This is a genomic window from Halomonas sp. DP8Y7-1, from assembly GCF_019801685.1.
Taxonomy (GTDB): Bacteria; Pseudomonadota; Gammaproteobacteria; order Pseudomonadales; family Halomonadaceae; genus Halomonas; species Halomonas litopenaei_A.
Genome location: NZ_JAHVIN010000015.1, coordinates 25,116 through 48,783, shown reverse-complemented (window position 1 = coordinate 48,783; position 23,668 = coordinate 25,116). Strand labels below are relative to the sequence as shown.

The 23,668-nt window shown below is 60.9% G+C and carries 23 protein-coding genes; 11 read left to right on the top strand and 12 right to left on the bottom strand.

From position 1 onward, the window contains the following. Positions 1 to 45 precede the first annotated feature (45 nt). Positions 46 to 1,086: a zinc-dependent alcohol dehydrogenase family protein gene (locus tag KUV41_RS19365; RefSeq protein WP_222487038.1), complete on the bottom strand. Its 1,041-nt coding sequence runs from the start codon at positions 1,084 to 1,086 to the stop codon at positions 46 to 48. Between the two features lie 136 nt (positions 1,087 to 1,222). Here KUV41_RS19365 and KUV41_RS19360 point away from each other — a divergent pair, with 136 nt between their 5' ends. Next, positions 1,223 to 1,687 (top strand): Lrp/AsnC family transcriptional regulator, encoded by a 465-nt coding sequence (locus tag KUV41_RS19360; RefSeq protein ID WP_222487037.1) that lies wholly within the window; start codon positions 1,223 to 1,225, stop codon positions 1,685 to 1,687. Positions 1,688 to 1,718: 31 nt separating this feature from the next. Here the strand turns inward: KUV41_RS19360 and KUV41_RS19355 are convergent, their stop codons facing one another. The 8 genes from KUV41_RS19355 to KUV41_RS19320 form a co-directional block, all read right to left on the bottom strand. Next, entirely contained in the window at positions 1,719 to 2,723 is a 1,005-nt protein-coding gene (locus tag KUV41_RS19355) for a LacI family DNA-binding transcriptional regulator (protein ID WP_222164315.1), read from the bottom strand. 37 nt (positions 2,724 to 2,760) lie between these two features. Continuing rightward, entirely contained in the window at positions 2,761 to 3,288 is a 528-nt protein-coding gene (locus tag KUV41_RS19350; protein WP_222484524.1) for a gamma carbonic anhydrase family protein, read from the bottom strand. A 54-nt stretch (positions 3,289 to 3,342) separates the two neighbouring features. Further along, positions 3,343 to 4,275, bottom strand: a complete 933-nt coding sequence (locus KUV41_RS19345; protein ID WP_222239448.1) for a 3-keto-5-aminohexanoate cleavage protein — start codon at positions 4,273 to 4,275, stop codon at positions 3,343 to 3,345. A 64-nt stretch (positions 4,276 to 4,339) separates the two neighbouring features. Then, positions 4,340 to 5,275, bottom strand: coding sequence for a 3-hydroxyacyl-CoA dehydrogenase (locus tag KUV41_RS19340; protein WP_222239447.1), 936 nt, complete (start codon positions 5,273 to 5,275; stop codon positions 4,340 to 4,342). Between the two features lie 15 nt (positions 5,276 to 5,290). Further along, entirely contained in the window at positions 5,291 to 6,064 is a 774-nt protein-coding gene (locus KUV41_RS19335) for an SDR family oxidoreductase (protein ID WP_206944803.1), read from the bottom strand. 19 nt (positions 6,065 to 6,083) lie between these two features. Next, a complete protein-coding gene (locus KUV41_RS19330) occupies positions 6,084 to 7,352 on the bottom strand; it encodes a TRAP transporter large permease (protein WP_222164312.1) in 1,269 nt (422 codons plus the stop codon). A 2-nt stretch (positions 7,353 to 7,354) separates the two neighbouring features. Further along, positions 7,355 to 7,867, bottom strand: a complete 513-nt coding sequence (locus KUV41_RS19325; RefSeq protein WP_222164311.1) for a TRAP transporter small permease — start codon at positions 7,865 to 7,867, stop codon at positions 7,355 to 7,357. A gap of 59 nt (positions 7,868 to 7,926) precedes the next feature. After that, positions 7,927 to 8,919 carry a DctP family TRAP transporter solute-binding subunit gene (locus KUV41_RS19320; protein WP_206944800.1) on the bottom strand — a complete coding sequence of 331 codons (993 nt, stop codon included), beginning with the start codon at positions 8,917 to 8,919 and terminating at the stop codon, positions 7,927 to 7,929. Between the two features lie 742 nt (positions 8,920 to 9,661). On the opposite strand from KUV41_RS19320, the gene KUV41_RS19315 reads away from it, so the two are divergent. Beyond that, entirely contained in the window at positions 9,662 to 10,882 is a 1,221-nt protein-coding gene (locus KUV41_RS19315; RefSeq protein WP_222164309.1) for a saccharopine dehydrogenase family protein, read from the top strand. Positions 10,883 to 10,885: 3 nt separating this feature from the next. Then, the gene (nspC, locus tag KUV41_RS19310; protein WP_224852000.1) at positions 10,886 to 12,061 is read left to right on the top strand and encodes a carboxynorspermidine decarboxylase; all 1,176 of its coding nucleotides are present in this window, start codon (positions 10,886 to 10,888) and stop codon (positions 12,059 to 12,061) included. Positions 12,062 to 12,242: 181 nt separating this feature from the next. Here the strand turns inward: nspC and KUV41_RS19305 are convergent, their stop codons facing one another. Both KUV41_RS19305 and KUV41_RS19300 read right to left on the bottom strand, forming a co-directional pair. Continuing rightward, complete coding sequence (locus KUV41_RS19305) at positions 12,243 to 13,256, bottom strand: zinc-binding alcohol dehydrogenase family protein (RefSeq protein ID WP_222239446.1); 1,014 nt, start codon at positions 13,254 to 13,256, stop codon at positions 12,243 to 12,245. A 213-nt stretch (positions 13,257 to 13,469) separates the two neighbouring features. Next, a complete protein-coding gene (locus tag KUV41_RS19300) occupies positions 13,470 to 14,366 on the bottom strand; it encodes a glycine betaine ABC transporter substrate-binding protein (RefSeq protein WP_222239445.1) in 897 nt (298 codons plus the stop codon). A gap of 162 nt (positions 14,367 to 14,528) precedes the next feature. Between KUV41_RS19300 and KUV41_RS19295 the strand changes: the two genes are divergently transcribed. From KUV41_RS19295 to KUV41_RS19260, 8 genes are all read left to right on the top strand, one after another. Beyond that, positions 14,529 to 15,383 (top strand): alpha/beta hydrolase fold domain-containing protein, encoded by an 855-nt coding sequence (locus tag KUV41_RS19295; protein WP_222487036.1) that lies wholly within the window; start codon positions 14,529 to 14,531, stop codon positions 15,381 to 15,383. A gap of 238 nt (positions 15,384 to 15,621) precedes the next feature. Then, positions 15,622 to 16,179 (top strand): hypothetical protein, encoded by a 558-nt coding sequence (locus tag KUV41_RS19290; RefSeq protein ID WP_222487035.1) that lies wholly within the window; start codon positions 15,622 to 15,624, stop codon positions 16,177 to 16,179. 112 nt (positions 16,180 to 16,291) lie between these two features. Beyond that, positions 16,292 to 16,999, top strand: coding sequence for a histidine utilization repressor (gene hutC, locus KUV41_RS19285; RefSeq protein WP_222239443.1), 708 nt, complete (start codon positions 16,292 to 16,294; stop codon positions 16,997 to 16,999). Between the two features lie 398 nt (positions 17,000 to 17,397). Then, positions 17,398 to 18,525 carry a CaiB/BaiF CoA transferase family protein gene (locus tag KUV41_RS19280; protein ID WP_222487034.1) on the top strand — a complete coding sequence of 376 codons (1,128 nt, stop codon included), beginning with the start codon at positions 17,398 to 17,400 and terminating at the stop codon, positions 18,523 to 18,525. Continuing rightward, positions 18,522 to 19,655, top strand: a complete 1,134-nt coding sequence (locus KUV41_RS19275) for an acyl-CoA dehydrogenase family protein (protein ID WP_222487033.1) — start codon at positions 18,522 to 18,524, stop codon at positions 19,653 to 19,655. The genes KUV41_RS19280 and KUV41_RS19275 overlap by 4 nt, the downstream gene beginning before the upstream one ends. A 23-nt stretch (positions 19,656 to 19,678) precedes the next feature. After that, positions 19,679 to 20,431: an electron transfer flavoprotein subunit beta/FixA family protein gene (locus tag KUV41_RS19270; RefSeq protein WP_222487032.1), complete on the top strand. Its 753-nt coding sequence runs from the start codon at positions 19,679 to 19,681 to the stop codon at positions 20,429 to 20,431. Next, positions 20,428 to 21,387: an electron transfer flavoprotein subunit alpha/FixB family protein gene (locus KUV41_RS19265; protein WP_222487031.1), complete on the top strand. Its 960-nt coding sequence runs from the start codon at positions 20,428 to 20,430 to the stop codon at positions 21,385 to 21,387. Before KUV41_RS19270 ends, KUV41_RS19265 begins: the two co-directional genes overlap by 4 nt. 116 nt (positions 21,388 to 21,503) lie before the next feature. Then, positions 21,504 to 22,847, top strand: a complete 1,344-nt coding sequence (locus KUV41_RS19260; protein ID WP_222487030.1) for a YjiH family protein — start codon at positions 21,504 to 21,506, stop codon at positions 22,845 to 22,847. Between the two features lie 226 nt (positions 22,848 to 23,073). On the opposite strand, the gene KUV41_RS19255 is transcribed toward KUV41_RS19260, so the two are convergent. After that, positions 23,074 to 23,514, bottom strand: a complete 441-nt coding sequence (locus KUV41_RS19255) for a hypothetical protein (RefSeq protein ID WP_206944788.1) — start codon at positions 23,512 to 23,514, stop codon at positions 23,074 to 23,076. Positions 23,515 to 23,668 lie beyond the last annotated feature (154 nt).

The following is a 23,668-nucleotide window of genomic DNA, read 5'->3' as shown; positions in this document are numbered from 1 at the left end:
CAACAGGCATGCAATTGTTGCTTGGTGGTCAACAGTTGTGGCGTGTCAGAAACGATCAATCACCGTAGCGCCCACCCCCTTGAACTGATCCATGCTGGTGAGCCGGGCGGGAGTGTCATCCAGCGTGATGCGATCACCCACCAGCAGCGATGGATTCAGCTGCCCCTGCTGGATCATCCCCAGCATGGCGTCATAGCGGTGAGCCTGCATGCCGTGGCTGCCGATAAGTTCAAGCTCCTCGGCGATCACCTTGTGCATGGGGATCGCCGGTGCCCGGTGCTCCCCAGCCAGCAGCCCAATCTGTACGTGTCGGCCTCGGGTACGTAGTCCCATGATCGAGTTGCTGCAGGTGACCTGAGTGCCCAGGGCATCAAAGGAAAGGTGAGCGCCGCCGGCACTGATGTCTTGAATCGCTTCCACCACATCCGATCTTTGCGAGGCATTGATCGTCGCAACGGCGCCCAGTTTCTTGGCCATCGCCAGTGCGCCGTCCGTGATGTCGATGGCGATGACCCGGGCGCCAAGCGCCGAGGCGATCATGATCGCAGACAGGCCGACGCCACCACAGCCATGCACGCTGACCCACGCACCGGCAGACACGCGCCCCTGATCCACCACTGCGCGGAAGGCTGTGGCAAAACGGCAGCCGAGACTGGCGGCGGTGGAAAATGACATGTCCTCTGGCAGCGCAACGAGGTTGAGGTCGGCGTGATGCAGACTGGTGTATTCGGCAAAGGCCCCCCAGTGAGTGAAGCCCGGTTGAAACTGCGAGTGGCAGACTTGCTGATGGCCTGCACGACACTCGTGGCAGCGCCCGCAGCCGCTGACGAAGGGCACTGTGACACGGTCGCCCTCTTTCCATTGCGTGACGTCCTTGCCGGCGGCGACCACGACACCCGCCATCTCGTGGCCGGGGACATGGGGGAGGGTGATATCCGCATCGTGGCCCATCCAGCCATGCCAGTCACTGCGACATAGCCCAGCCGCTTCGACCTTGACGACCACGCCGTGGGGCTCTGGTGCAGGATCCTTCACCACCCGAACACTGGGTAACTGCTGGAACTTTTCAATGACAACGGCACGCATGATCGACTCTCGCAAAGGCTGAATGTGTCGTTCCATGCTAGAGCGTTGGCCAGGAATTGCTTTGCTATATTTTCTTGAGAGCCCGCAATGTGGAAAGTATCTTTTATTTTCACGATGTTTATTGGGAGGACATTGCGTGAGTGGGCTGGACAGGAAAAATCTACAGCTGCTTGATCTGTTGCAGCAGGACGGTCGAATCACCAATGCGCGTCTTGCCGAGGCGCTGTCATTGAGCGAGACACCATGCTGGCGACGGTTGAAGCGTCTTGAGCAGGACGGCGTTATCTCAGGCTATCAGGCAACGCTTGATCGCAAGCGTCTCGGGCTAGGAGTGATGGCGTTCGTTCAACTCAATTGCATGGCCCATGACGCCACCACGGTGGTGGCGTTCGAGAAGGTGGTGATCGACAGCCCGAATATTCTGTCATGCCACAATACGACCGGAGATGATGACTTCCTGCTGATGGTCGTCGCTCGAGACCTGGAGGACTACAGTGACTTCATCGAGCGCGTGTTGCGGCGCTTGCCGGGCGTCACCAACATTCGCTCCAGTCTGTCCCTGCGGGAAATCAAGTCCACCAACCGGCTGCCGCTGGGCTAGACACGGCGGAGTGCACTGGCGACCGGGCGCGTCATGCGCGCCGGACGCTGCTGCGGAGCATCGGCGTCACCGGCAGGGTCAGCTGCTGCGGAGGGGTGTCCGGGTGATCGATCTGGGCCATCAGGAGTTCGGTGGCGCGCATGATCATGGTCTGTACCGGTTGCTGCAGAGTGGTCAGAGAGTGACTGGGCCAGGCGGCCATGGGCACATCATCGAAGCCGATGATCGATACGTCCTGTGGGATGCGCAGCTGAAATTCGCTCTGCAGCACCTCCATGGCAGCGATGGCCATCAGGTCGTTGGCGGCAAACAGGGCGTCGGGCGGAGTGGGGTGGGTAAACAGGCGGCGAGTCGCCTGACAGGCGTCAGCGTACTGATAGTTGCCCACGTCGCAGGCATGCAGTGTCTGGCCTGCCGCTGCCAGACCCTCTTCCAGTCCCGCCTGCCGTTGGCAGCTGGTAGACGTGGCGGGAAGACCCGCCAGGTACGCCACGCGACGGTGGCCTTGTGAAGCGAGGTGTCGGCCCGCCCAGTAGCCCCCTTGATAGTTGTCGCAGGCCACCTGACTGATGCCGGCATAGTCCACGGTACGGTTGATGATGACCACGGGGATTTCGTAGTCGGACACCACGGCGGCTTGCTCCTCCGTCATGGTGATGGCAAGCATGAGAATGCCTTCCACCTGACTGCGCAGAATGTCTTCCAGCACGGCATCGAAGCCATCGCTGGCGGGGGCAGAAAACAGCAGCAGGTGATAGCCCTGCTGCCGAAAGAACCGTGATGCCTGTTCGAGCATAAAGCTGTAGAACGGATTCTCCAGGCTATACACCACGACGGCGATGGTCCTGCTGGAGCGAGTGATCAGTGAGCGCGCGATGGTATTGGGGCGATAGCCGAGCTCTCGAGCGGCTTCCATGACCTTCCGGCGCGTCTTTTCCGATACCTTCGCCTCGGGAGAGAAGGTGCGACTGACGGCAGACTGCGAGACACCGGCCAGGCGGGCAACATCGCGGGAGGTGACGGATTTCTTTTTCATCGAGGCATATCTTGTCGGGTGACTGTATTGCCGGCGCTCACGCCGGCTCAATACGCTCCAGAGAAGCATAGGTGGCGATCTTGTCGATATAGACCTGAGCGTTGGTCTTCACCGACTCGACCTCTTCCTCGGTCAGCTCACGCACGCGTTTGGCGGGACTGCCGAGGATGAGCGATCGTGGGGGAAAATGTTTGCCGGAGGTAATCAGGGCTCCGGCGCCAACGATACTCTGCTCCCCGATCACCGCTGCGTTGAGGATGGTAGCATTCATGCCGACCAGCACCTCGTCGCCAATTCGGCAGCCGTGCAACATGGCCAGGTGACCAATGGTGACACGCTGGCCAATGGTCACCGGCTCACCGGGGTCTGTGTGGACCACGCAGCCATCCTGCAGGTTGCTGCCGGCGCCTACCAGGATGGGGGCATTGTCGCCACGCAGGACGGCACCTGGCCAGACACTCACGTCTGCTCCCAGCTGCACGTCACCGATCAGGGTAGCCTCGTCCATCACCATGGCGTCGGCGGCGATATCGGGGGACGCGCCCCCGAGTCGATAAAGCGTCACAACCCATCTCCTTATGCGGGTGCTGATATTGGCATGCTCAACGACGGGCCAAGCCTAGAACCCGACCTGATCCCCACCCTTGAGTCCAAGCATCTGACGCGCCTCGTCGGGTGTGGCCACCTCGAGAGACAGGCCTTCCAGGATCTCGCGGACCTTGGTCACCTGGCTTGCATTGGTCTCGGCCAGCTTGCCCGGCCCAAGCCACAGCGAGTCCTCGAGACCGACGCGCACGTGTCCACCCATGGCAGCGGCTTGCGCTGCAATGCGCATCTGGCTGCTGCCGGCCCCCAGCACAGACCATTCATAGTCATCGCCGAACAGGCGGTCTGCGGTGCGGCGCATGTGCATGACGTCTTCAGGATGCGGCCCGATGCCACCCAGGATACCGAACACGCTCTGGACGAAGACGCGGCCCTTGGCGACACCACGGTCGAGCAGATTGCGCAGCGAATACAGGTGGCCGATGTCGTAGCACTCGCATTCGAAGCGGGTGCCATTGGCATCGCCAAGCGTCATGGCTTTTTCGATATCAGCGAAGGTGTTCTTGAACACCAGGTCACGGCTATTGGCCAGGTGATCGCGCTCCCACTGATGGGTCAGCTCGTTGTAGCGATCGAGCATCGGGAACAGGCCGAAGTTGATCGATCCCATGTTCATGGACGCCAGCTCAGGCTTGAACTCCATGGCGGGGCGCATACGTTCTTCCACCGTCATATGGGGGCTGCCGCCGGTGGTCAGATTGATCACCGCGTCGCAGGAGCTCTTGATCCGTGGCAGGAAGCGCTCGAACATCGCCGGATCCTGGGTCGGCCTGCCATCCTTGGGGTCCCGGGCATGCAAATGCAGCACCGACGCGCCAGCCTCGGCGGCGGCGATACCTGCCTCGGCAATCTCCTCGGGGGTGACGGGAAGGTAGCGAGACATGGACGGGGTGTGAATGGCGCCGGTGACGGCGCAGGTGATGATGACCTTGCGTGTTGTAGCCATTTCCGTGAAGTCCTCTAGCAAAGTGAGCACAGCGGCGTGAACGTTGCCGCATGACGTGTGCGGTTTAGCGTGGTGTCGTAGCCTGCTGATGGGCGAGCAGTGCCATCAAGCGGCGATCACGCCAGGCCTGGCGTTCACCCAGTTCGTGTGTGGGGAGCAAGGCGCGGCGCTGCTCGTCCAGTGCCTCCAGGGTGGTGTCGAGCCAGGGGTCTTCCTGTCCGCGCTCGCGATCGATATCGCGATACAGCGGGCCGTAGCGCTTGCCGTAGTCGGCAATGCCCGCAGGCGCATTGAGGTCGATGGTCTCGAAGGGGCCCATGAAGGACCAGCGCAGGCCGAGCCCGTGTTTCATGGTCTTGTCGAGGTCCTCGGCGGACACCACGCCATCGCGGAACAGCCGCAGGGCTTCGTTGAGCAGCGCCCCTTGCAGGCGGTTGAGGACAAAGCCTGCCACCTCCTGGTGGACCAGAATCGGGACCTGGCGCGCTTGTTCCATCAGGGCCATGGCCCGCTGAACACTCTGTTCACTGGTGGCTGGCGTCGGTACCACCTCTACCAGCGGAATCAGGTAGGGCGGGTTGACCGGATGTGCCACGAGGCAGCGCTGAGGGTGCTCCAGGTGATCGGTAAAGCGCGAGGCGGCGATCCCCGAGGTGGAGCTGGCCAGCACGCAGTCACTGCTGACCACCGCCTCCAGATCGCGGTAGATCTGACGTTTCGCGGTCACGTCTTCCGGCCCGCACTCCTGGACGTAGATGGCATCCTGCATGGCCGAGACGAGGTGGCTGTCAAAACGAATTCTGGCCATGATCGCCACTGGATCATCGACCAGCCCTGCGTCAGCCAGGTCCGTCAGCGACTGCTGGATCGCTGCAGATGCCCTGTCCAGGGCATCAGCATCTACATCAAACAAGGTGACGGGCAGCTCTGCTCGAGCGAATACAATGGCCCAGGCGCGACCAATGAGTCCTGCGCCGACCACACCGATGGAAGTCGTCATGAGAGCGTCCTGAGGTCAGAGGGATTCGACGTTGGCACAGACACTGAGCGCCTGCCCCGAGATGTTGGATCCGCCTGGTGCAGCGAGGAACAGCGCCATGGCGGCGATATCCGTCGGGTCTACCATGCGGCGCATCGATATCTTTGAGAGGTTCTCGGTCTCCATCTCCTCGTAGCTGATGCCACGCTTGGCCGCTCGATCCTCAATGACCTTGGTGATCCGTGGGCCGCGCACGATGCCTGGAAGAATGGCATTCACACGCACGCCTTCCGGACCAAGCTCGCAGGCCAGGCTCTTGGTCAGGCCGACCACGGCCCATTTGCTGGCGGCATAGGGGGTGCGATAGGCGAACCCCAGGCGGCCAGCCACGGAGGCCAGATTGACCAGCAGTCCCTGACTATCACGCAGCAAGGGCGCTGCACGATGTGCGACCCGGTACTGTCCGTTGAGGTTGATATCGATGGTCTGGGTCCAGCTGGCGTGGTCGATGTCCTCGATGCCTGCCGTCGGGCCAGCAATACCGGCGTTATTGACGACCACGTCCAGGCCCCCCAGGGCCGATGCATCGTCGAACAGGCGAGCGACATCCTCGTCGTTGCTGACATCGCAATGGGTGCGTGTGATGTGTGGCGGCAGGGCATCCAGCGCCTTGTCATCGATGTCGCAGACGTGAACCCGAGCACCGGCTTCGGCAAAGGCGCTAGCAATGGCAAGGCCAATGCCCGACGCGCCGGCGGTCACCAGTACGCGCAGTCCCTGGCGGGGGCGAAGGCTTTCTACAACACTCATGGGGTCTCTCCTTGTAGGGTTACAGCGACGGCAGCCAGGTCGACAGGGCCGGCAGCAGACTGATGATGAGCAGGTTGATCAGCACGATGGCGACGAAGGGCATGACGGCCCAGGTCAGCCGCGCAATGCCGATATTGGTGATCTGAGAGGCCACGAACAGGTTGAGCCCGACCGGTGGGGTAAACATGCCCATGGCCAGGTTGACCACCATGATGATGCCGAAGTGAATCGGGTCGAAGCCGTAGCTCACGGCAATGGGCAGCAGGATGGGCACGAAGATCAGGATGGCGGCCGCCGCCTCGATGAACATGCCAGCGAGCAACAGCAGCAGGTTGGCCAGCAGGATAAACAGCAGCGGACTGTCGATGGCCGAGATCACGAAGTCGGAGATCATGTCCGGCACTCTGAGGCTCTGCAGAATGCGTCCATACAGTCCAGCGGCAGCGATGATGCTGAGAACCACCGCTGTGGTTACTGCGGATTGACGCAGAATGCCCACCAGACTGTCGAGCTTGATCTCTCGATAGATCACCGTGCCGATGACAAAGGAATAGGCCACCGCGATCACCGCTGCCTCGGTCGGTGTAAACACCCCACCGTAGATGCCGCCAAGGATGATGACCGGCATGAGGATGGCGAGGATGGCTTTCTTGCCGGCGCGCCAGACGTCGCTCAGTGAGCTTTTCTCGCCACCGCCAAGACCGTTGGCGCGGGCAAAGAAGTAGGCAAAGACCAGGAGGGTAAGGGTGACCAGAATGCCAGGCAGGATGCCGGCAATGAACATGTCGCCAACGGACACGTTGGCCGCGATGGCATAGAGGATCAAGGGAATACTGGGAGGGATAATGACCCCCAGAGCGCCCGACGCCGCCTGATTGGCCGCCGCATAGCCACCGGGATAGCCCTTGGCCAGCATCGCGGGAATCAGGATAGAGCCGATGGCCGCCGTGGTGGCTGCCCCGGATCCAGAAATCGCAGCAAAGAACAGCGACGTGACGATGGCGACCATGGCCAGCCCGCCCGTCATGCTGCCGACCAGGGTATTGGAGAAATCGACCAGGCGCTTCGAGATGCCGCCGCCCTGCATCAGGTAGCCCGCGAGGATGAAGAACGGAATCGCCATCAGCGGAAAGGAGTTGACCGAGGCAATCAGCTGCTGTGCCACGATCAGCATCGGCATCAGGTCGCCTTGCCACACCGTCAGGGCAGACGCCAGTCCCAGCGAGAAGGCAATGGGAACACCCACCACGAAAAGAGAGATAAGGGTCAAGAACAGCATGAGGGCCATGATCAGCTGACCTCCTGCAGTCGCTGGACGGGTTGTCCGAGGGCTTCATCAATCAACAGCCCCAGGCTATTGATCAGAATCACGACGCCGCCGGCAGGAATGGCCAGGTATGGCCACATCATGGAAATGCGCGTGCTTGGCGCCGTCTGGCTGGCCACTCGGCCGACCAGCTCGAGGCCATACTTGATCATGACGAACGCAAACAGTGCCGAGCACAGCACGATCACGATCCGCAAAAGCCGAGCCAGGCGCTCTCCTGCATATTCGAGCACGATGTCGACGGAGATCAGGGCGCCATGACGATAGGCGTAGCCGGCACCGATAAAGGTTAGCCAGAGCATCGAAAAGCGAGCGATTTCATCGGAGAAGAACAGCGGGCTGCCCACCACGAAGCGAGCGAACACCTGCCAAAAGATCAGTACGGTCATGATCAGCAAAAGCAGGGCGAGCCCCCAGCCGATCAACCGATTGAAGTGCCAGATCGCCGTGTTGGCGACACGCAGAAAGGAGTGCATGAAGGGCCTCGCAGAATGCAGTGCCCCCTGACCAGCTGGCTGGACAGGGGGCCGGGTACTCAGTGCTCGAAGTTGATGGCCGCGTCGACCAGGTCTTCGCCGACGGTCGGGCCCCACTTGGCGATAACCGGACGCACGGCCTCGCGGAAGGGCGCCAGGTCAGGTTCGGTGACCGTCATGCCCAGGTCAGCCAACTCGCCCTTGTAGCGTTGTTCCAGCTCCTGGCTGGCTTCCCGCTGAACCGGCAGTGCGATTTGAGCGGCCTCCAGAATCAGGGCCTGGTCGTCTTCGCTGAAGGAGTTGAACAGGTCCAGGCTCATCATCAGCGGCGCCGGTGAATAGACGTGCTGGGTGATGTTCAGGTAATCCTGAACCTCGTAGAAATTGACGTCGTAGATGGTGGCCAGAGGGTTTTCCTGGCTGTCCATGACGCCCTGTTGCAGCGCTGTATAGACCTCGGTCCACGCCATTGGCGTGGCGTTGGCGCCCAGCGCTTCCCAGGTATCAACCTGCACGCGGCTTTCCTGCGTGCGGTGGTTGATCCCTTCCAGATCGCTGGGCTGCTCCAGCGCGCGCACGGAATTGGTGTTGTGACGGAAGCCATTCTCCATCCACGCCAGGAACTTGACGTTCATCTGGTCTTCGGCGAGTTGGGCCAGCTGGTCACCGTATTCGCTGTCGAGGAAGGCATAAGCATGCCCGTGATCCTCAAAGATATAGGGCAGGTCGAACAGCAGGAATTCATCGACAAAGCCGCCCATGGGGCCGGTCGACGCGATGCCTGCATCGATGATGCCAAGCCCCATCCCCTCGATGACTTCACGCTCGGCCCCCAGCGCATTGTCATAGTGGGGCTCGATGGTCAGCCGGCCTTCCGACAGACGCTCCAGCTCCTCTCCGAACTTGAGCACGCCGATGCCCTGCTGGGAGTCGGGTCCCAGCGGCAGGCTGACATCGATGGTCCGCTCCTGCTGGGCGAAGGCTGCGCTGGACAGCCCGATGGCGGCGGTCAGGACGGTGAGGCGGAAAGGAAGGGAGTTGAATTGGCGCATGATGCTCTCCTGTTATCGTTGTGATGCCCTGGGGTGGGGCGGCCGCTGCCGGGAGGCGTGTCTGTGTGACGGGCAGCAAGGGGAATCACTTTTAAAGGCTTGGGAATACGTATTCAACTTTAAAGTTTTTATGCCTTTGGTTTTTGTTTTTAAGCGTATGAAAATAAAGTAAATATACTTTAGTAGTGCTTAGTGAATACGTAGTCTTTAATTTTTCGGAATCATGGTGCGGCTGTCGCGGATGAGGGTATTGGGTGTGGGCTATGGAAGGGCCCGATGACGGTCGAACAGGGCAGTCGCTCAGGATGGTCAGTCAGAGCAGTCAGTCCGGGCGGTCAGTCCGGGGGATAGACCGGCGCTGGCAAGGGGCGGTTCGGGGTGGTGGAAGAAGGGAAAAGCGAAGCCATCGTCAAGCTGTCATAGGGTGCTGATTGACTACACTGAGGACGGCCCTGGCGGGGGTCACTTTTCGGTGCGAAAAGCCGTGGCATGAGCTGGCAAATGTGGTTAGCATGCGCCGTCCGGTAGTAGGGTAGGGGCATGTCTCGAGGACGTGCCCTGTGGGCGAGGCGCCAAGCACCTCAACCGGGCCCATTAAGCGAGTCCACGTCACGGGTCGGGCCCGCTGGCTTGCTCGGAGGAGCGAGTCAGGGAGTCTGTCGAGAAGGGCTGCTCAACAGGTCTATCCATCCTCTCTATTGTCTGTGGATGGATCGTTGTATTCAGGCGGGAGCGTATCAACATGTCGAAAGTGATCATCATTGGTGCCGGCGGTGTCGGCAGTGTCGTCGCCCACAAGTGTGCCCAGCTGGACTCGGTGTTTACCGATATCCTGTTGGCCAGTCGCACCGAGTCCAAGTGCAAGGCTATCGCCGAGCAGCTGCCGCGCCCCATCCGCACGGCCCAGGTCGATGCCGACAACGTGGCTGAACTGACGGCGTTGCTCGAGGCAGAAAAGCCCGAGCTGGTCATCAATGTCGCCCTGCCTTATCAGGACCTGAGCATCATGGATGCCTGCCTGGCAGCGGGTGTTCACTACCTCGACACGGCCAATTACGAACCCCTTGATACCGCCAAGTTCGAGTACAAGTGGCAGTGGGCCTATCAGGAGCGCTTCCAGCAGGCGGGGCTGACGGCTCTGCTGGGCAGCGGCTTCGATCCGGGTGCCACCAACATGTTCACCGCCTATCTCGCCAAGCACTATTTCGACGAGATCGAAGAGCTGGACATCATCGATGTCAATGGCGGCGATCATGGTTATCCCTTCGCCACCAACTTCAACCCGGAGATCAACATCCGGGAGGTCAGTGCCGAGTGTCGTCACTATGAGAATGGCGAGTTCGTCACTACCCCGCCGATGTCCAAGATGGCGCGTTTCAGCTGCCCTGAAGAGGTCGGTGACTACAACATCTACCGTCTCTATCACGAGGAGCTTGAGTCGCTCTCGAAGCACTTCCCGAGCCTAAAGCGGGCTCAGTTCTGGATGAGCTTTGGTGACAGCTATCTCAAGCACCTTGAAGTGCTGAAGAACGTCGGTATGACGGGGATCGAGCCGGTCGACTATAACGGCCAGGAAATTGTGCCTATCCAGTTCCTTGCCAAGCTGCTGCCCGACCCTTCCACCCTGGGACCGCGCACCAAGGGCAAGACCTGCATCGGCACCGTCGTCCGCGGCAAGAAGGACGGCCAGGAAAAGGTCATGTACCTGTATAACATCTGTGACCACGAGGCTTGCTATGCCGAAGTCCAGTCCCAGGCCATTTCCTACACGACCGGTGTGCCTGCGATGATTGGCGCCAAGATGATCCTCGAGGGTCACTGGAAGCGTCCCGGTGTGTGGAACATGGAACAGTGCGATCCGGATCCGTTCATGGCCGACATGAATGCCTACGGTCTGCCGTGGAAAGTGGTCGAGCTGGATCCCTCCTTCCGTCTTGACGTACAGAAGGGCGAGGACCTGTAAGGCGTGGAGATCCTTCAGTTCACGGATATCTCGCGGCTCGATACCCGCGCGCTGCCCTCTCCCTGCTATGTGGTGGATGAGGTGGCGGTGGAGCGCAACCTGCGGATTCTCGCCGAGGTGGCCGACGCCAGCGGGGCCAAGGTGCTGTCAGCGCTCAAGGCCTTCAGCATGTGGCATTTCGCGCCGCTGGTGTCGCGCTACCTGAGCGGCACCTGTGCCAGTGGTCTGCATGAAGCCCTGCTGGGCCATGAGCACTACGAAGGCGAAGTGCATGTCTTTGGTGCTGCCTACAGCGAGGCCGATCTGATCGAGATCCTGAAGATCGCTGATCATGTGGTGTTCAACAGCTGCGCGCAGTGGCAGCGCGCGCAGCCGCTGGTGCAGGCAGCGCTGGAGCAGCGGCCTGGGATCAAGTTCGGCTTGCGCATCAATCCGGAGCACTCCGAGGGCGATGTGCCGATCTATGATCCCTGTGCTCCCGGCTCGCGTCTGGGTATTGTGCTGTCGGAGCTGGATGAAGCGACCCTGGATGGCATCACCGGTCTGCATTTTCACACCCTGTGCGAGCAGGATTTCCCGCCGCTTGAGCGAACGCTGGCGGCGGTGGAAGAGCGCTTCGGCCACCTGCTTGGTCGCATGGAGTGGGTGAACTTCGGTGGTGGCCACCACATCACCCGGCCCGACTACCAGCGCGACGACCTGGTGCGCTGCATTCGCGCTTTCGCAGAGCGTCACCAGGTTCAGGTTTACCTTGAGCCAGGAGAAGCGGTGGCGATTGGGTCCGGCGTGCTGGTCACCACGGTACTGGATACCACCTTCAATACTCTCGATCAGGCGATTCTCGATACCTCTGCCACCTGTCACATGCCGGACGTGCTGGAAATGCCCTATCGGCCTGGTCTGCTGGGGGCAGGGGAGCCAGGTGAGCGGGCTCACACCTATCGTTTGGGAGGCTTGACCTGCCTGGCCGGTGATGTGATCGGTGACTACAGCTTCGATGCCCCTCTCGAGATAGGGCAGAAACTGGTGTTCAAGGACATGGCGCACTACACCATGGTCAAGACCACCACCTTCAATGGCACGCGTCTGCCGGCCATCGCGGTGTGGAACTCGGACACCGGAGCCCTGCAGGTCATCCGCGAGTTTGGCTACCAGGACTTCCGCGAACGCCTGTCCTGAGGTTCAAACAGGAAAGGCTGAGCTGGCGATGCTGAGTTGACGACGTAAGCTGCGCCGTCTCGATCGCAGCGTCGTCGCTCCACATGACGCCCGCCCCGTTCGGCAAGACCGAGCGGGGCGGGCGTTTTCTGTTGGCGCCTTGATGGCCAGCTAGGCCAGGGTGGCTATCAAGAGGGACCGCCTAGAAACCTTCGAGCACGACCTTGCCCTTGGCCCGGCCGCTCTCGATCAGGGCATGGGCACGTTTGAGGTTGGCGGCATTGATGGTGCCAAAGGACTCAGTAGCGGTGGAGCGAAGGTGCCCGGTATCGATCAGGTGCGCCACCTTGGCGAGAATTTCTCCCTGGCGGGCGATGTCGGCGGTGGAAAACAGCGGGCGGGTGAACATCAGCTCCCAGTGGATGGACACCGCCTTGGGCTTGAACGGCACCACGTCGAGGGAGGCCGGATCGTCGATCAAGCCAAAGCGACCCTGGGGCGCAATCAGTTCTGCTATCTGGGGCGCGTAGCCCTCTGAGGCATTGGTCGAGAACACAAAAGCGGGAGCACCGAGGCCAAGGGCATCGATCTGTGCCGGCAGCGGTTGATGGTGATCGACGACATGGTGGGCCCCCAGCTCCTTCACCCACTCCTGGGTCTCTGGCCGTGACGCCGTGGCAATGACGGTGTAGTCGGTCAGTGCGCGCAGCAGCTGGATAGTGATCGAGCCGACGCCGCCGGCCCCGCCGATGACCAGCACTGCGCGAGCGGCGCCGGGGACCGGGTCGTTGATCTTGAGCCGATCAAACAGCATCTCAAAGGCGGTCAGAGCGGTGAGGGGCAGGGCAGCGGCGGCCGCGTTGTCGATGGAGCCGGGTGCCTTGCTGACGATGCGTGCGTCCACCAGGTGGTACTCACTGTTCGTGCCCGGGCGAGAAATATCCCCGGCGTACCACACTCGGTCGCCCACTTGGACAGAGGTTGCCTTGTCGCCGACAGCCACCACCTCTCCGACGGCATCCCAGCCGATCACCGCGGCCAGGCCTTGCTCGGGCGCTCGTGACTGGCGGATTTTGACGTCGACGGGATTGACCGAAACGGCCTCGACCTTGACCAGCACGTCGTGCCCGCTGGCCTGAGGCACCTCTTGCGCGAGATCCACCAGGGCGTCGTCGCGATCGATGGGGCCTGGGGCGTAGTAACCGATAGCTTTCATGGGATCTCCATGGCAGTAGGGATTGGGATATGAGCAATACCTTAGCCTGCTATGGATATTCCGAACACCGTCAAACGCTAAACACTCTTTTCGGGATGTAAGGACAATCGACGCAACGACAGTCTGGCGGTGCCCCCTGCTTCACGACGTGAGAAGCAGGGGGCATCTTGGCATTGCGGCGGCCCCGATCGGCACGGTGGCCGGGAGATGCGATCAGTCGATCAACCCCTGGTCGGCGAGAAACTGCTCGGCGACGGTTTCCACGACGTCGCGGTTGACGTCCACCTGCTCGTTGAGCCGCGTCATGACGTCATCGTCTAGCGTGGCGGCAAGTGCATTCAGCTGGGCCGCCAGCTCCGGGTGGGTGTCCAGCGCTTCCTGGCGCACCACGGGGGTCATGGCATAGGGCGGGAAGAAGCCCTTGTCGTCTTCGAGAATGCGCAGGTCGAAGGCCGACACTCGTCCATCGGTAGTCGTGACCATGGCGATGTCGACCTGGTCGTCTCTGAGAGCGGTATAGGTCAGGCCCGTATCCATGCGCTTGATATCGGAGCGGTCGAACTGAAAGCCGTAGATGTCCTGCATCGGACGCAGTCCATCGGGGCGCGCATAGAATTCGGCATTGGAGGCAAACAGTAGCTCTTCGCCTGCGTTGATCGCCGACGCCATGTCCGAAATGCTGGTGATGTCCATGGCCTCGGCATCGGCCTCACGCATGGCGATGGCATAGGTGTTGTTGACGCCGGAAGGCTCAAGCCAGGCCAGCCCCTTGTCGGCGTCCAGCGCCTTGACGCGATCATAGGTCGCCTGGGCGTCCAGCTTTTCGTCAACGCCATTGAAGACGATCAGCGAGGTGCCGGTGTACTCCCAGTAGACGTCCACCTGGCCGTTTTCCTGTGCCTGCCGCAGCACCGCGGATCCCATGCCGGCGCGTTTGTCCACGTCGTAACCCAGATGCTCCAGGTACTGGGCGGTCATGCTCGAGATGATCTGCTGTTCGGTGAAGTTCTTGCCGCCGACCACGATCTCATCGTCGGCCTGGGCGGTGGCGGTCAGGAGGGCGAACAGGCCCGTGGTAATTGTTGTTTTAGCGAAGTGTTGTAACGGCATTCTGACGTCCGGCTGGAAATTGAGCCTTGATTCTAGCCCAAGTCGACAGGCTGCCAAGGGACTGGGTACGAGTCTTCGCAATGGGGGCGATTGCCGATGTAAATGCCTGGCGCGCCGAGACATCGCTACCATGATGTGGCACATCTGCCTACGGAAGGCCTTATGGAAATTGAAGCGTTCATCAACCGCTATCGGCAGGGACTCTGCGGACTCCAAGGGATGCCCCCCGTTGACGCCCGGCGTGGCTACGAGCGTCTGTGCCAGAGCTTTCAGCTGAACAGTGCCACCATCGCCGACGAGGCCACCACCATTGCCGGGGTGCCGGTGACCAGGCTGTGGCCCCGGGACGGCCCGCGCCAGGGCGGTGGCGTTGTAGTGTACGCCCATGGTGGCGGCTGGACGCTGGGGTCCAGCCGCAGCCACCGTGGCGTCGCTGAAGCCCTGGTGCAGGCCCTGAGCCGGGAAGTGGTCAGCGTTGACTACCGCCTGTTGCCCGAGTCGTCCTACAGTGACGCTCTATCGGACGTGCTCGGCGTGTGGCAGGCCTGTGATCCTGTCGCCGCGGTGGGGGACAGCGCTGGAGGTCGGCTGGTTCTGGATGCGGCGGCGACACTGGCTCGGGAGGGCGCCGGCGTGCCGCCGCTGGGGTTGATCTATCCGGTGGTCGGCACGCCACAGGCGTCTCTCTTGGGGGCAGACGCGCCGCTGCTGAGCCGCGATGACGTCCTGGCGTTGTGGACGATGGTCGCGGCAACGGTTCCCGCCCATGATGGGTACCTGCCGCCATCGCAGCATATGCATGTGCTGGCGGCCGAGTATGATCCGCTGACGGCAATGATAGAAGGCGCCGTAGCGCAATGGTCCCGCACCTCGGCGCAGGTATCACTGGAAATCGCTGACGGCATGGTGCACAGCGCGTTGCATGGCCTTCCCTGGCTGCCGTCCCTGCAGCTGGCCTGGGGGCGTTTCTGCTCCAGGCTCGGTGAATCCATCGAGGCCGACGGGGACGGCCGGTAAGGAGCGCGCGCGGGAGCGCGACAACTCCTGCGGAAGCCTCGTCCGGGCGGGTATCCGCCGCAGGGTTTGAATGGGGGTAGGATGGAAGAGACATAGGGCGAAATGGGTGTAGGGTTGAACGGGTGCCTATGAGAAGCGCTCGAGCGCAAGGCAAGGCGCGCAACATCGCTTCGACTGACCCTCTCTGCCATTCGAACCGTCGCTTTGGTGATATCGAGGTAAGTGCCACGTGAACAGCATGAGACGATGGAGGGTCGCTGGCCTGGTCGGACTGGGCGTGCTGGCGGTAGTGGGCCCGAGGGCGGTCGATACCGTTCGTCCAATGACCTTTGTCCAGTCCAAGGTCACTCCCAATCTCTACCTGGTTAGACATCCGGCCAGCGACCGACAGGCGCTCTATCAAAGTGTGCGCCACAAGGCCATGGAAAGGATGTCGGTCGAGTTTGTCGGCAACGAGCAAGCTTACCGCAGTAGCCCCTATTCCCTGCTCTTCTACGAGTACACGGACAATGGCGTGTTGTCGCTGTTTGGCGGTGCTGGAACCGCCTATTTTCTAGAGAATCATGACGATTCCGGAAGCTTTGGCTCGGAACAGCTCAGGCTATATGTCGAGCAGCACATCGCCGATTTTGATATCCGTTTTTGCGATGGTACGACGGGGTATCAGGGCGTCATGACATACTCCTGGCAAGGGGTGTGGGCCGGAATCGACGTTATCGTCGATACCTGTCCGCCATCGACGAGATCGGAGCCGGCCGATGCCGAAGAGGCCACCGAACGCGGGGCGATGCTGTAACGGAATTCTCGGTGCCGTGGCGGGCTTTATCGAGTGAGGTGTCGTTTACCTGCTTCCCTGGGGTACGGGCCGTGGCTACACTTGGGCCCTTGTGCCAGTAAAAGGATCCCTCATGGTCAGCAAGCGGCCTGGTTACGCCAGAATCAAGGAGCATTTGCTATCTCATATCGAAGAAGGGACCTTTTCTGCTGGCGATCGCATTCCCGCCGAAAATGCGCTCGCTCGGGAGTTCGGTGTCAGCCGGATGACCGCCAACAAGGCCATTAGGGACCTGGTGCAGAGCGGTCTGCTGGTCAGACGCGTCGGCTCTGGCACCTATGTCAGCCAGCGCAAGTCCGAGTCGTCCTTGTTCGATATTCGCAATATTGCTGACGAAATTCGCTCGCGAGGTGGCGAGCACTCCAGTGACATCATCGCCCTCGAGGAGGTGGAGGCGTCCGAGGAGGTGGCGGTCTTCCTTGGCGTGAAAACCGGGACCATGGTGTTCTACTCCGAGATTCTGCATCGGGAAGATGGCGTGGCCATTCAACTCGAGCGACGCCACGTCAATCCTCGACTGGCACCGGACTACCTCAAGCACGATTTCACGCGGCAGACCCCAAACGCCATCCTGGTCGCGCGCTACCCCGTCACCGACGTGGAAAACAGCGTCGAAGCGATCAATCCGACGGCTGAAGAAACGCGTCTACTCGAGATCCCGCCTCATCAGGCCTGCCTGCTGGTCGTGCGTCGTACCTGGTCAGGAGAGCTTCTTATCAGCTATACCCAGCTTCTCCATCCTGGACATCGCTACAAGCTGAACACCTCGCGCCACGGTTGATGGCACGGCCAAACCTTTGATGCTGCTCTGCGCTGCGTCCTCATCCGCCGTGCCGGTTGTCCCGCCATGCGCTCGTTTCACGCTCGCCCTTCACGGGTAGCGTCCAGGTGATGGCGTCTCGGTGCAGGATGGGTCGGCACATCAAGATGTATATACCAATTTATGCCCGCCAAGCCATCTTCGCCTGTTCTTCCTTTGACTTTAGTCTACTTTTTGCTCCTGCCTGAATATCAGTTTGGTTAGTAAAACAAGGGTTTCTGTGATTTTTTTCGAATGAGCAAAATATTGTCGCTTTGCCTCAGGCTTTTATGACGACCAAGATATGTATATACATATTGTGTGGCTCGTCGAGATCGTCGTGCCACGTTTCAATAACAAGACGCTGGAGGACTGGCACGATGAAGCCATTGGAAGGGGTCACCATTCTTGATCTGTCGAGGGTGCTGGCGGGGCCCTATTGCACCGCGATGCTGGCGGACCTGGGGGCGGACGTCATCAAGGTCGAGTCGGACCATGGTGATGACAGTCGCCACATTGCACCTTATGTCCAGGGGGAAAGCCTGTACTTCTCGATGCTCAATCGCGGCAAGAAGAGTGTATGTCTGGACCTCAAGGATGCCACCGATCGCGAGCGTTTCTTCACTCTGTGCGAAGGGGCGGACGTACTGGTGGAAAACTTCCGTCCGGGCGTGACCGAGCGCCTGGGTATTGACGAGAAGAGCCTGGGTGAGCGCTTTCCGTCGCTGATCTACTGCTCGATCTCGGGCTTTGGTCAGACGGGCAGCATGCGGTCAAAGCCCGCCTACGACATCATTGCGCAAGCACTGTCGGGACTGATGGCTGCCACCGGTCCCGAGGGAGGGCACCCCACGCGGATTGGCGAATCGCTGGGAGATGTCTGTGCTGGCATGTTTGCGAGCTGGTCAATCTGTGCCGCCCTGTTTGCACGGGAGCGGGATGGAGAGCGCCCTGGCTGTCACCTTGACGTGTCGATGCTCGATTGTCTGTTCGCCATGCAGGTCACCAATCTGGCGCAGTTCATCGCTGGTGGCCCCACGCCTTCGCCTATCGGCAACCGTCATCCGCTGTCCGCTCCGTTCGATAGCTTCGAGGCCAGCGATGGCCAGGTGATTATCGCCGTCATCAATAACCCGCTGTTTGCCCGCCTTGCCGAGTGCATGGAAGCCCCTGAGCTGTTGACCGATCCGCGCTTTGCCAATGACGAGCAGCGTTGCATCCATCAGGCCGCACTCAAGGCCGAGATCGAATGCTGGACACGTCACTACTCGGTGAAAGACGTCTGTTCGCGTCTAGATGAAGCAGGGGTTCCCGCTTCCCCCATCTGGGACATTGCCCAGCTTGCCGAATCACAGCATGCCGAGGATCGCCAGCTGTTACTCGACATGGGGCAGTGGAAGTCCCCCGCCCAGCCGGTTTTCTTCAATGGTCAGCGGGTCGTCTGCCATCGCCCCGCGCCGACGCTCGGTCAGCACACCGTGGACCTCGATCAGGAGATTGACGCATGAACTTTACCTTCAATGAAGACGATATCGCGTTTCAGGATGCCGCCCATCGCGTCTGCGCCGATGTGCTGAAGACCCATGCAGCCCGTTACGACGAGACCCGGGAATTCTGCCAGGAGAGCCTGCGTGCCCTGGGCGAGCTGGGCTTCTGGAGCATGAACCTGCCTTCCGAGTACGGTGGTGTCGATATCTCCAGTATTGGCATGTCCCTGGCAGTGGAAGAAATTGCCTACCACTGTGCGGCGACCTGCTCGTCGCTGACGGCGCACTTTCTCGCCACCGACTCGGTACTGATCGGTGCCACCGAGGCACAGCGGCAGGCGCTGCTGCCGCTGTGCGCAAGCGGTGAGAAACTCGGCGCTTTCGCGCTGACCGAACCTGGTGCCGGTTCCAATCCTGCCGAGATGCGAACCCGCGCGGTGCGCGCCGCTGACGGCTGGCATCTGACTGGCACCAAGCACTACATCACCAATGGCGCCTTCGCCGACTTCCTGGTGGTCTACGCCAAGACCGACCCTGACCAGGGACATCGCGGTATCTCGGCCTTCCTGGTAGATCGTCATACGCCCGGGATCAGCTTCTCCAGCCCAGAAAAGACCCTTGGTCTGCGCGGCAGCCACATCTACGAGATCGGCTTTGACTGTGTGCTTCCCGATGACGCTCTGATGGGGGAGGAGGGCGCGGGATTCGCGACCGCCATGGAAGTGCTGGACCGAGGACGTGTCGAAGTGGCGGCGATGAGCGTGGGGATTGCCCGAGCTGCCTATGACGCCTCCATCGCCTGGTCGAAGGAACGCATCATCGCAGGCAAGCCGCTGGGCCGCCACCAGGGCATTCAGTGGATGTTGGCCGAGATGCATGCCCAGTTGGAGGCGGCACGTCTGGTCACCTATAAGGCGGCGGATGCACGTGATTCCGGGCAGCGCTTCAGCCTAGAGTCCGCGGTAGCCAAACTGGTGGCGTCCGAGGCTGCGGCCAAGGTGACCGATGCCGCGGTGCAGGTACATGGCGGGTATGGCTACATCAGCGATCTGCCGATCGAGCGCTATTACCGCGATGCGCGCATCACGCGGATCTTCGAGGGCACCTCGGAAATCCAGAAGATCATCATCGGTCGAGCCATCACGGCGTAACACTCGAACAAGGAGATATCACCATGAAAATCCTCGTCGCGGTGAAACGCGTCATCGATTACAACGTCAAGATCCGGGTCAAACCGGACCACTCCGATGTTGATCTCAGCAACGTCAAGATGGCTTTGAACCCCTTCTGTGAAATTGCGGTGGAAGAGGCCGTGCGTCTCAAGGAAGCGGGAGTCGCCAGTGAGGTCGTGGTGGCAAGCATTGGCCCCCAGGCGGTCCAGGAGCAGTTACGTACCGCACTGGCGCTGGGAGCCGATAGAGCCATCCACGTCGATGCCCCGGCGTCGCTTGATGCGTTGGTCATCGCCAAGCTGCTGCAGGCGGTGGTCGCAGCGGAAAAACCTGGTCTGGTGCTGCTGGGCAAGCAAGCGATCGACTCGGACAACAATCAGACCGGGCAGATGCTGGCTGCGCTGATGGGCGTACCCCAGGGCACCTTTGCCTCCCAGCTGAGCGTTGAGGGTGATGCGCTGCGGGTCACCCGCGAGATCGATGGTGGGCTTGAGACACTGGAGCTGACGCTGCCGGCGGTCATCACTGCGGATCTGCGCCTGAATGAGCCACGCTACGCCAAGCTTCCGGACATCATGAAGGCCAAGAAGAAGCCGCTGGATCGCTGGACGCCGGAGGAGCTGGAGGTCGTCGTGACGGCTCACCAGCGGCTGCTCAAGGTAGAGCCCCCCGCCGAGCGACAGGGAGGCATCAAGGTGAGCTCGGTCAGCGAGCTCGTGGAGCGACTCAGAAACGACGCCAAGGTGATCTCATGAAGCTACTCGTACTGGCCGAACATCATCAGGGACAACTCGCTGCGGCCACTGCCAAGGTGGTGGGTGCCGCCAGGCAGATCGCGGACTGCCAGCAGGACGCCAACGTCGAGATCGACGTTCTGGTAGCAGGCCTTCAGGTCACTGAAGTGGCGCAAGGCGCTGCCGGCATCGAGGGCGTGAGTCGGGTCCTGTTGGCAGATTCATCCGTCCTTGACCATCAACTCGCCGAGCCTATGGGCGAGCTACTTGTCACCCTTGCCGACGGCTACACCCACGTGCTGGCAGCGGCCTCGACCACGGGCAAGAACGTGTTGCCGCGTTTGGCGGCGCTCAAGGACGTGGCACAGCTTTCAGAGATCGTGGCGGTGATAGACGAGGACACGTTCAAGCGGCCGATCTATGCAGGCAATGCCATTGCCACTGTCCAGAGCCTAGACCCCATCAAGGTCATCACCGTCAGGGTCACCGCCTTTGAGGCAGCGGCCAATCGCGACCAGACCGCTCCAGTGTCGGTGCTGCCTGTCACGGCTCATAACGAGCACTCGCTCTTCGTCAGTGAGTCCCAGGCCGCCAGTGACCGGCCGGAGCTGGGCTCGGCCAGGGTCGTCATTTCCGGCGGTCGTGGAATGGGAAGTGGCGACAACTTCGCTCTGCTCGACGGTATCGCCGATGCCCTTGGCGGGGCCATTGGTGCTTCGCGGGCCGCGGTCGACGCCGGCTATGTGGCCAACGACCTGCAGGTGGGGCAGACCGGCAAGATCGTCGCGCCCGAGCTCTATATCGCCGTCGGCATCAGTGGGGCGATCCAGCACCTGGCGGGAATGAAGGATTCCAAGGTTATTGTGGCCATCAACAAGGACGAGGAGGCGCCGATCTTCCAGGTAGCCGACTACGGCCTGGTGGCCGATCTGTTCCAGGCCTTGCCGGAGTTGGAAAGCGCTTTGCAACGCCGCTAGACAGCCTGCGCAGACGACGCAGACACCAAGCGACGGGCCGGAGCATGGTCGTCCGGCCCTGTCACGGGCGCATACCGTGACACCTTTCGATTGCCAGCCCCCACTGGAGACACAACATGAATAATCCCAAGGTGGCATCCACATCATCTAGCGCTGGACTGATCTCGCTGGCAGGCAGCTTGATCGGTCTGGGTATCTTCTTTCTATCGTTCCCTCACGGTGACGGACAGATGACCATCCCCCTGGTCATCATGATCAACCTGCTGAAGCAGACCCTGGGGGGAGCGCTGAATTTCATCACGCTTGGACTGATCGTACTGCTGTGTGTGACGTGGCTGATGTCACGTATTTCCGGGCATGAAGGACTCCGGCGTTATCATCGTCAGGACGGCACCATGACCGGAATCACCTTCCTGCTGGCGGCGGTGTTCGCTGGGCTGCTGGCGTTTGGGGTCGGCCCACAGTGGCTGTTGCACGAGGATGTCGGCGGGCTTGCCTTGTACCTTGGCGGCAGCGTCTTCCTGACTGTGACCATCGCCGGCTTCTTTGTCATCTTCCTGACTGAGTTCGGTTTTCTGGAGTTCGTCGGCACGCTGATGGAACCCTTGATGCGCCCCCTCTATCGCTTGCCTGGAAAGTCTGCTGTGGATGCGGTGGCGTCTTTCGTGGCGGCACCCGCGGTGGGCATCTTCATCACCAACAAGCTGTACATGGAAGGCCACTATACCGAGCGTGAATCTGCGGCCATTGCCACCAACTTCAGCATCTGCAGCCTGGGCTTCTTTGCCTTGCTGGCCTCCATTGGCGGCATCATGGCGTATCTGCCCCACATGATCCTGGTGTCCTTTGTCATCAACTTCACCGTGGCGGCGTTGATGGTCAGGATTCCGCCGCTGTCGCGCAAGCGCGATGTCTACTTCGCGGGTAACCCGCAGACGGCTGAAGATCTTCAGAGCACCAGTGACACCCCTATTATCGCTCGTGCCTGTGCCGCGGCAGCCGAGCGCGCCGCACAGATCCGTCTGGATGTGTTCTACAAGGGGTTTTGGGAAGCCATTACCTTCGCCCAGAAAATCGTCGCCTACATTCTGGCCATCGCCACACTGGCGCTGCTGCTGGCCACCTATACGCCTGTCTTCGACATGCTTGGCAGCGTGGTTGAGCCGCTGATTTCAGCGCTGCAACTGCCAGATGCCAGCGCCATTGCGCCTACCGTACTGGTGGCGATCGCCGAGATTGCTCTACCGGCCATCATCATCTCTGGTGCAGAGGTCGACCCGATGGCGGTGTTCTTTGTCTGCACGCTGTCGACGGTGCAGATCATCTTCTTCACCGAAAGTGCCAATGCCATGCTCGAGTCCAAGATTCCGCTGACCGTGCTGGATCTGGTCGTCGTGTTTCTGTTGCGTACCCTGGTGGCCTTGCCGATGGTGGCGCTGGCCACTCACCTGTTGTTCTAAGCCTGGTCTTCTAGGTCCTGCGTCTCGCTGGACCTTGGTCTCTCTTCATAGGCTGTGCCCATTGGCATCACGGGTGATCACCGTGGTGCCTTTTTTCCGTTGCGCCTGCCTGGCACAACACGCCAGCGCCCCGCTCGACAAGAGCGGGGCGCTGGCTGATGCGCGTCGTTGTCAGGTTCAAGCCAACACTTGCGTTATGTAGGGGCAAGAACCTTGGCGAGATGGCTTACTGAGCCGTGATGACGGCCATCACCAGGTTGCCATCCACCTTGACCGGGCCATCTTCGCTGGCGCCAAGGGTGTACTCGAAGACGCCGGTCTGGTTGCCGCCATCTTCGCCGTGGAGCATCAGCATCAGCATGTCACCATTGGCCACTTCCTCTGTCAGGATCGCGGCAATGTCAGTGTTCTCGCCAGCCTTGAGCGGAGCGTAGCCGACTACCGGACCCGGCTTGTGGCTGTCATCGGTGCGGTGAACGACCATCCAGCCGTTGTTTTCGGCAACGATGCGTTCTGCCGTCACGGTGCCCTCGGCAACGGACTGGTCGTCTGCCCACACGCCAAGATCATGGGATCCTTCCATGTCCGCATGATGGTCGGCATGGGCGCCAGCGGTGAGGAAAACTGCTGAGCTGACGAGGATGCTTGCTGTCAGTTGTTTGAACATCATTCTCTCCTGGTGCAGTTGACTGGCTTTGGCTCTCGGGCCCGTGGTGTGGCGCCGAGTCACTGTCAGGTACGTAGCCTCTGGGCACAAAGTTTCAGCGGCGAGGTTTTTTTTGATCGCTGTGCCTTTGATCGTTGTGCCTTTGATAAAAAAG